Here is a 5,736-nt window from a genome sequence, read left to right on the forward strand (position 1 = left end):
CGCCAGGCCTGTGTCCTTGAGCCATTCCGGGCCACCAGCCCGGATTACCCAGAGCACTTCGTCCGTTTGCAGGGTTTCGCCGGATTCGGTAATCAATAACCCTTCCTGAACCTTGCTGACTGGCGATCCCAGATGGACCTTCACACCACGATTCGACAAGGTTTTTCGGAAAACCTCACGCACCTTGGGGTTGTGGGTCGGTAGAATTTGGTCGGCGGCGTCGAAGAGGTGGAAATGCAGCTGACCGGGATCTTTACCACGCTGTTTCAGTTCATTCTTCAGTCGAAACTGCATGGCGAGGGTCAGCTCAACGCCACCGGCACCAGCGCCAACCACGGCAACCGCCAGCGGCCCGTCGTGATTCTCGATACGGGAAAGCAGTGCAAGCCAGCGGTTGTTGAAGCCGGTGATCGGCTTAACCGGAACCGCGTGGTCGGAAGCGCCTTCCACTTCATTGACCCTAGGAGACGAGCCAATATTAATGGACAGTATGTCGTAGGGCACATCCGGGCGACCGCGGCAGATAACCCGCTTCTGATCCCGGTCGATGCCCATGGCTTCGGCCCGGTAAAAGCGCGCACCAGCGTACTCCGCCAGGCGGCTCAGATCGATGTGGACATCGTCGTAGCTATAGTGGCCGGCCACGTAGCCAGGCAGCATGCCGGAATAGGGGGTGTGGGTGTCGCGGCAGATCAGGGTCAGGCGCACGCCGGGGACAGGGTTCATGGCGAACCGCTTGAGTACCCCGACGTGGCTGTGCCCGCCGCCAATCAGGACAATGTCCCGTAAAACAGGCTGGTCAGGCGTTCGCATCAGCTGATTTTCTTGGCTTCAGCGCTGAATTGGCTGTATCCCTTGACGTTTGAGAAGGCCTTCAGCTTTTCCTGGTCTTCGGCAGACGGATTGGCGATCTGGTCGATGGAGGTAATGCCAGCGTCCTTCATCTTCTTGGCGGTGGCCGGGCCAATGCCTTTGACCAGCGTCAGGTCACTCTTGTCGAGGGGCTTGGCCGCTTTCGCAGCCGGTGCTTTTTTGGCCGCAGGTTTCTTCGCAGCTGGCTTCTTGGCAGCAGGTTTGCTGGTTGAAGCTTTTGCTTTGGAAGCGGTTTTGGCGCCTTTCTTCGGTGCGGATTTCTTCGCAGCGGTGCTGGCTTCCTTGCTCACTTCATCAGTCAGCTTCTTCACGTCGTCGCCCGCTTCTTTGGAGGCGACGCCCAGGCGCTCCAAGATGCTGCTCTGCAGTTCATGGAATTCCTCAAGGCGACGCTCAAACTCTTCGTGGAAACGCTTCATCTCGCGGTCGCGAAGCTCGTCGATTTCCTTGAGCAGCTTGCGAACAGGCTCCTGAACCTGGTTCTGCAGGCTGTCGAACTGCTTCAGCGCATCGTTCACCAGGCCTTCGATCTGGGAAGAAGTCTTTTCGAACTCCTTGTTGACCTTTTTCACGATTTTATCAACGTTCTGTTTGGCTTTCTTCGCCATGGAATGTCTCCTTACGGGCAGGTTTCAACGAAAATCAATATCAGGCCATCTGCCGGAAACCGGACATGGAGCCTGGGGAACGACGTGATTTGAGCGACTGTTTCTTGGATAGCACTTCCCGGATTCTGCGGAGCTTTTCCGCCAGCGACGAGCTGCCGTTGGAGTCGAGCTCTACAAAATCGATTGAATAGAAGAAATTACTGCAGTGTTTTCTGCGTTCGGTCACCAGCCCGGCGAGTCCTTCTGCGCGGATCTTGTCGAACGGCATGTCCATCACGAGATCCAGCACCACGGTATCACCGGGGTTGAACACTTTGTCGGTTTTCATAACACATCCGTAGCCGTCCAGCTCATAAAGGGCAGCTTCGACAAGTTCCTTCCGAAAAAGGCCCTGTCTGACTCGGAATCGTGCGACAAGGTCCGGCAATGCTTCGTTCATGAATCGGGTTCTCTGGTGATTTCCGTATCCACAGCAACCTGTCTCATTGGGAGACAGGCTGGATATTGGTTAAACAATAGACACTGAATTCTAGTTTTGCAACGCCGTCAGTGCCATACGATCGACCGCTAACGCAGTTATTTAACAATTTCACCTGGCTGATCGGGCCAGTTTACTTGGTCTTCAATTCATACATATCAACGCGACGATCTTTCAGGTTAGTGACAGACCCCTCGTTACGCACCAGTTTCAGCTTTTCCAGGTCCATATCGGAGAACATGATCATCTCCGTATTCGGCGTGGTTTCGGCCATAACTGCATCATGCGGGAAGGCAAAATCCGAGGGTGAGAATACGGCAGACTGGGCGTACTGGACGTCCAGGTTCTCGACTTTCGGCAGGTTGCCAACGCTACCAGTGACGACCACATAGCATTCGTTTTCGATTGCGCGGGCCTGGGCGCACTGGCGAACCCTGAGGTAGCCGTTTTTGGTGTCGGTCCAGAACGGCACCATGATGATATCAACCTCCTGGCTGGCAGCAATACGGCCCAGTTCAGGGAATTCGATGTCATAGCAGATCATGATGGCGACCCGGCCGGCATCGGTCTCGAAGACCTCAAACTGGTTGCCGCCCTCGATCACCCAGTCGCGGCGTTCGTGGGGCGTGATGTGGATCTTGCGTTGCTCATCAACACGACCATCCCGGTGGCAGAGATAGGATACGTTATACACCCGATCGTTTTCGATCAGTGGCATGGAGCCGGTGATAATGTTGATGTTGTAGCTCACCGCCATTTCAGACATCTCTTCCCGGAACTGCTGGGTAAATCCGGCGAGGAAACGGATGGCCCGGGTCTGGTCCATCTGATCGGTTAGTCCCATGAGCGGCGCGTTGAAAAACTCCGGAAAGATGGCGAAGTCACTTTTGTAATCAGACAAGGCGTCCACAAAATACTCAACCTGCTCGAGCACCTCTTCAACCGAGGTGAATTCACGCATCTGCCACTGCACGGCGCCCAGCCTTATCTGAGTTTTCTTGACGCTCAGAACCGGGGAAGGTGGGGTGTAGAGAATGTTCCGCCATTCCAGCAACGTCGCGTAGCCCTGGGATTTCTCATCCTCGGGAAGGTATTTGTGCATCAACCGCGTAACCTGGAAATCGTTCGAGAGCTGGAAGCTCAGAATCGGATCGTAGATTTCCTTGCGATCGACCCGTTGAATGTACTCTTCGGGTGAATACTGTTCGGCGTATTTGAAGTAGCTCGGTATGCGCCCGCCCGCCAGGATGGCACGCAGGTTCATGGAGCGGCAGAGTTCTTTTCGCGCTTCGTAGAGTCGACGACCCAGGCGGTAGCCGCGGTAGTCGGGGTGGATAAAGACATCCAGCCCATAGAGGGAGTCACCATTGGCGTTGTGCCAGATCTTCTCGTTACGGAGGATCAGATCGTCGTAGGTGTGCGGGTTGCTGAAACGCTCGTACTTAACGCAGACCGTCAGCGCAACCGCAATAAGCTGGCCGCTTTCCTCAATGCAGATCTGGCCGTCGGGGAACTGCTCCACCAATGCCTTGATGGTGTCCTTCGGCCAGGAGCCTCCGATGTCGTCGTATACCCGATCCATAAGCTTCTGAAGCTGATCGTAGTCATCAAGCCTCAGGTTCCGGAGGTTGAGGTGCAGTTCTTCATGGGCCATTCAGTTCGGCTCCCGTTCGTTATGGAATGAGGACAATCTCAGCGTCTGCGTCAATAATTGGAAAGTTTAACAGAAGCCGCTAAAGACTTCGCACCATGGGCCGAAACACACATTAACGAATATCAATTTTATTGCTGAGGATTCGACCGTGCAGCTGACATTCGGGCAAAAGCTCCTGACTGCTTTCGGTATTCTGTTGCTGTTGGTTATGGGGGCTTTTACGCTCTCTGGCGATTTACGATTACAAAGCACCACCGAAACCTATGTGAACGCGCTGATCGACGACACCGTACAGCAGAGCACGTCGAGCATCGCAGAGTGGCTCAATACCCGGCTGGTGATGACTGAAGCCACCGCCAAAGCCCTGGAGAATGCCGAGAACGACGAAGAGGCGCGGGTCATTCTTCAGGCCATTACCACCGGCGGCGGCTTCCGGGATGTCTATGTCGGGCGTACCGACGGCTACATGCTGATGAAATCGCCGGAGGCGAATGCCACGCTGCCAGCGGATTACGATCCCCGCCAGCGCCCCTGGTACAAGAAGGCCATGAGTCTCGGAAGCGCCTCGTTCACCGAGCCGTATCAGGATGCCAGCACCAACGACATGATCATCTCCACACTTGCGCCCGTGAAGCGTGGTGAATACGAGGGCGTGGCAGGTGCTGATATCGGCCTGGGCGCGATAGCAAAAACCCTGAGCACAGTCACGCTCGCGGACACCGGTTACGCCGCTTTGATCAATGAGCGTGGCACCATACTGTTCCACCCACGGCAAAGCCTTGTCGGCAAGAACATCAGTGAGCTCATTGGCGGCAAGCCGGATCTTGGCGGGGACGCTCACGAATACAGTAATGATGATGGCAACTGGGAGGCCAGTTTTCATCCGATCAGTGAAGCGCGCGGCGTGCAATGGTATCTGGGGACCTTTGTAAACGCGGACAAAATTAACGCACCGGTCCAGAGCGCCAGAATGACTGGATTGATCATGGCCGTGATCGGCCTGATCGTTTCTCTGGTGATTCTGCATCTGGGCATCAAGGTTCTGATGGCGCCGGTTCGCCGCCTGAACAAGGCCATGGCGGACATTGGCAGTGGTGATGCCGACCTGACCCAGCGCCTGGACGATTGTGCAAAAGATGAATTCGGTGAGTTGGCCCGCAGCTTTAACCAGTTTGTCGAGAATATCCAGACGGTTGTTCGGGATGTCCAGAAGGGTAGCGCCGAACTCGGGGAAAATGTCAGCTCGCTGAGAGATACCGCCAGTACCAGTCGTTCGAGCGTGGAGAGCCAGCAGGCCGAGATCGACATGGTGGCGACGGCGATCAACGAGATGTCGGCCGCTGCGGGCGAGATCGCCCAGAACGCACAGCAAACCGCAGATGCCGCCAACACCGCGGATGCGGATAGCCGGGCTTCGCTGGAGACCGTCGCTGCCTCCCGGGACGCCGTACAGAAGCTCTCGAAGGAGATTAATGCGGCCGCAGAGGTCATCCACACCCTTGGCAAGGACGTTACGTCAATCACAACGGTGCTTGAAGTGATTCAGGGTATTGCAGAGCAAACCAACCTGCTGGCATTGAATGCCGCCATTGAAGCGGCTCGGGCGGGTGAAGCAGGGCGAGGCTTCGCAGTTGTGGCAGACGAGGTACGTAACCTTGCCCAGCGCACCCAGTCCAGCACCGAGGAAATCAACGACATGATTGAGCGTCTGCAGAAAGGCGCCAATGATGCGGTCGATGTCATGAATGCCTCAACTGCAGTATCCAATGTCAGCATGGAAAAAGCGCAGGACGCTATGGATGCCCTCAACCGGATTGCCGAGGCAATCACGTCCATCAGCCAGATGACGTCGCAGATTGCCACAGCATCCGAGGAACAGACGTCGGTTACCGAGGAGTTGAATTCGTCGATTACCCGGATTGCAGATCAGGGCCAGGAAGCGGCCGCCGCGGCCTCCGAAAACGATGTTTACAGCGGGCAAATTGAGCGCATCGGCACCGCACTGAACCAGAACGTGTCGAGGTTCCGGGTGTAAGCGAAGAGCGACTGTTAGCGGCTTAGGACTTCCAGCCGACGGCGCAGGTTCTCGAAGGTTTTGCGCCCAACGTAACGGGATTCTTCGC

General features: G+C 55.9%; 5 protein-coding genes. 1 reads left to right on the plus strand and 4 read right to left on the minus strand.

Going from position 1 to position 5,736, the window contains the following annotated elements; all coding sequences use genetic code 11:
* From B2W52_RS21180 to B2W52_RS21195, 4 genes are all read right to left on the minus strand, one after another.
* The coding region (locus tag B2W52_RS21180) for an FAD-dependent oxidoreductase (protein WP_286804029.1) at positions 1-813 on the minus strand (813 nt) is incomplete at its 3' end.
* The gene (locus tag B2W52_RS21185; protein WP_008171579.1) at positions 813-1,481 is read right to left on the minus strand and encodes a helix-hairpin-helix domain-containing protein; all 669 of its coding nucleotides are present in this window, start codon (positions 1,479-1,481) and stop codon (positions 813-815) included. The genes B2W52_RS21180 and B2W52_RS21185, both read right to left, overlap by 1 nt.
* Before the next feature lie 40 nt (positions 1,482-1,521).
* Positions 1,522-1,920 carry a hypothetical protein gene (locus tag B2W52_RS21190; protein WP_008171578.1) on the minus strand — a complete coding sequence of 133 codons (399 nt, stop codon included), beginning with the start codon at positions 1,918-1,920 and terminating at the stop codon, positions 1,522-1,524.
* Between the two features lie 172 nt (positions 1,921-2,092).
* Positions 2,093-3,613, minus strand: coding sequence for a carbon-nitrogen hydrolase family protein (locus B2W52_RS21195; protein ID WP_008171577.1), 1,521 nt, complete (start codon positions 3,611-3,613; stop codon positions 2,093-2,095).
* Positions 3,614-3,761: 148 nt separating this feature from the next.
* Here B2W52_RS21195 and B2W52_RS21200 point away from each other — a divergent pair, with 148 nt between their 5' ends.
* Positions 3,762-5,648 carry a methyl-accepting chemotaxis protein gene (locus B2W52_RS21200; RefSeq protein ID WP_008171575.1) on the plus strand — a complete coding sequence of 629 codons (1,887 nt, stop codon included), beginning with the start codon at positions 3,762-3,764 and terminating at the stop codon, positions 5,646-5,648.
* The last annotated feature ends 88 nt before the right edge of the window (positions 5,649-5,736 follow it).

The organism is Marinobacter sp. UBA2498 (assembly GCF_002341575.1).
GTDB lineage: Bacteria > Pseudomonadota > Gammaproteobacteria > Pseudomonadales > Oleiphilaceae > Marinobacter > Marinobacter manganoxydans.